General features: G+C 71.5%; 3 protein-coding genes. 1 reads left to right on the forward strand and 2 read right to left on the reverse strand.

Going from position 1 to position 2863, the window contains the following annotated elements; all coding sequences use genetic code 11:
• Window positions 1-93 precede the first annotated feature (93 nt).
• Both ACWEVO_RS34230 and ACWEVO_RS34235 read right to left on the reverse strand, forming a co-directional pair.
• Window positions 94-1407, reverse strand: coding sequence for an ABC transporter substrate-binding protein (locus ACWEVO_RS34230; RefSeq protein ID WP_452311554.1), 1314 nt, complete (start codon window positions 1405-1407; stop codon window positions 94-96).
• 261 nt (window positions 1408-1668) lie between these two features.
• Entirely contained in the window at window positions 1669-2214 is a 546-nt protein-coding gene (locus tag ACWEVO_RS34235) for a plasmid pRiA4b ORF-3 family protein (protein ID WP_452311555.1), read from the reverse strand.
• 150 nt (window positions 2215-2364) lie between these two features.
• On the opposite strand from ACWEVO_RS34235, the gene ACWEVO_RS34240 reads away from it, so the two are divergent.
• A partial coding sequence (locus tag ACWEVO_RS34240; RefSeq protein ID WP_452311556.1) for a dihydrofolate reductase family protein occupies window positions 2365-2863 on the forward strand: 499 nt, incomplete at its 3' end.

The following is a 2863-nucleotide window of genomic DNA, read 5'->3' on the forward strand; positions in this document are numbered from 1 at the left end:
GCGGCACCCGCCCACACGGGTGCCGCCGGGGGTGGGCACCGCAGGTGGCGCCGACTGCCGGAGTCGACGCCACCCGCGGATGGCCGGGCCGGATCACTTACCGGCGGCCGCACCGTTCTTCAGCGCCGCCTGCCACTGCTCCTCAGCGGACTTGCCCTGCTCCACCGCGCGGAGGGTGTTCTCCACGGCGGTACGGACCGCGTTGTTCTTCGGGCCGAGGTAGACCGGCTTCAGGTCGCTGGCGCCGGCGGCGAAGATCTTGCCGACCGGGGCCTTGCTGAAGTAGTCGTTGGTCGAGTCGGCCACCGCCGGGTCCGCGAGGGCCTGCGGCGAGGACGGCAGGTTGCCGACCTTCTTGAACGCCTCGGTCTGGCCCTTGGCGCTGGTCAGGAACTTGGCCAGCTCCGCGGCCTCCTTCTGGTGCTTGCTCGACTTCGGCACGCCCAGGAACGAGCCACCCCAGTTGCCGCCGTTGCCGGGGGCCTTGGCGATGTCCCACTTGCCGGCCGCCGCGTCACCGGCCTGGCCCTTGATGACACCGGTCATCCACGCCGGGCAGGCAATGGTGGCGAAGGTGCCGTTCTTGAAACCGGCGTTCCACTCGTTGGAGAACGACTGGAGGTTGTTGGACAGGCCGGCGGCGATCATCTTGGTGGTCATGTCGTACGCCGACTTGACGTCCGGGTTCTGGTCGATGACCAGCTTGTTGCTCTTGTCGTAGTAGGTGTAGCCGGTGCCCTGGCCGGCGATCTGCATGAGCACCACGTTGTAGAAGTTGGTCGCCGAGTCGACGAACTTGTGCTTCTTGTCGGCGGCGGCGAACCTCTGCCCGGTGCTGATGAACTGGTCCCAGGTGGGCCAGAGCGCGGCGACCTGCTCGCGGTCGGTGGGCAGCCCGGCGGCCTTGAACAGGTCGCTGCGGTAGCACAGCGCCATCGAGCCGACGTCGGTGCCGAGGCCGAGCACCTTGCCGTCGGGGGTGGTGCCCTGCTCCCACTTCCACGGCAGGAAGTTGCCCTTGAGGTCGTTCGCCCCGTAGTCGGCGAGGTTCACGAACTTGTCGGCCTGCGCGTAGAACTGGACGATGGTGCCCTCCTCCAGGGCCACCACGTCGCCGGCGCCCGAGCCGGCGGTGATCTGCTGGGTCAGCCGGGTGTTGTAGTCACCCAGGCCGAGGCCCTTGCCGCGCTCCTGGATCTTGACGTTCGGGTGCTCCGCTTCGTACTGCTTGTAGAGCTCGTCGTAGCCGAAGCCCTGGTCGCCGAAGACGTCGACGACCAGGGTGACCGGGCCGTCGCTCTTGCCGCTGTCCGACGAGTCGTCGCCGCAGGCGGTGGCGGTGGCGAGCACCGCGACGGACGCGAGCGCGATGGCCGCGAACCGCCGGCGGCGGGTTGGGACGCTCATCCGAGACCCCTCTTTCGGTGGTGAGGCGATATCTGTGTGGTGGGGGGTGCTGTCGCGCGGGCTCGCCGTCGCCGATCCGGACCGGTCACCGACGGCGTCCCGCGAGCGGGCAGGGATGAGATCCACGCCACTCGCGGGAGCGCTCCCATGAGATTGCCGGGAGGTGTCAGGGGTGTCAATAGGCCGCTGGGAGCGTTCCCAGATCGTTACCGCGTCGACCCCCGGGGTTGCCGCCGGAGCGGGTTCAGCGTCGGGGCGGGATCAGCAGAAGCGGCGCAGCAGGGTGGTGGCCCGGGCCGCGTCGAAGGCGGCCGGATCGAAGCCGGGGCCGGCCCACTCGCGCATGGCGCGGCGCTCCGGGTGCTCCGGGTCGGCCAGGGCGGCCAGCAGGACAGCGTGCCCGCTCGGGCCGCCGACCCCCTCCGGCGGGCAGGCCCGCTCCCCCGCCAGGCAGACCGGGTAGCGCTCGTCCGGCTCGGTGGCGCAGACGTCCTCCACCAGCAGGTCGTGCTCCCACCAGTCGCCGAAGTCGTAGACGTACTGGAAGCGGTCGCCCTTGCCCACCACGGCGTCGAGCCGGACGTCCAGCTCGTCGCGGACCGCCAGCTCGCCGTCCGGGTCGGGCTCGGCGTACTGGCGTCCGTCGATCTCGAACGAGTGCAGGTGGCAGTCCCGCCAGCCCATCGCGTGCTGCACCACCCGGTGCACGCGGTCCAGGGTGAAGCCGCCGGGGACCAGCACCCGCCGCCACACCGGCGGCCGGACCCCGACGAGGGACACCTTGAGCTGGAAGATCTGCCGCGACATGCTGTCCCATCCTCCCTCGGCTTAGGCTGCCAGCATGATCTGCCGAGCGTGCCGGGATCGGCGGCACGACGACTGTCCGGGCCGGAAGTGGTGCGACTGTCAGCACCGTACCCCCGAACCCACCCCTCCGGTCACCGGTCCGGCCGGCGAATGAGCGCCGCGACCTCCATCTCGCGGGTCTGGCCGGCGCCCGCGACCGGTCCGCTGACCGACCCCGAGCTGGCCGCGCTCTACGGCCGCCGCGACCGGCCCCACCTACGGGTGAACTTCGTGGCCAGCGCCGACGGGGCGGTCACTGTGGACGGCTACTCGGCCGGTCTCTCCGGCGAGCCGGACAAGCGGGTCTTCGGCCTGCTCCGGATGCTCTGCGACGGCCTGGTGGTAGCCGCCGGCACGCTGCGCCACGAGGGCTACCGGGCGGTCCGGCTGAGCGCGGACCGTCGGGCCTGGCGGCGGGAGCACGGCCTCACCGAGTACCCGACCCTGGTGGTGGTCTCCCGCTCGCTGGACCTGGACCCGGCCCAGGCGTGCTTCGCCGACGCGCCGGTCCGGCCGCTGGTGCTCACCGGCGCCGGGGCCGAGCGGACGGCTGCCGGACCCGGCCGGCCCGGTGGTGCTGGCGTACCCGATCCAACCGAACCGGCGGGAG

The organism is Micromonospora sp. NPDC003776 (genome assembly GCF_053605645.1).

Coding starts and splice junctions, on each gene's coding strand:
- ACWEVO_RS34235 (WP_452311555.1), bottom strand. CDS start 2,214: ATGTCGCGGCAGATCTTCCAGCTCAAGGTGTCCCTCGTCGGGGTCCGG.
- ACWEVO_RS34230 (WP_452311554.1), bottom strand. CDS start 1,407: ATGAGCGTCCCAACCCGCCGCCGGCGGTTCGCGGCCATCGCGCTCGCG.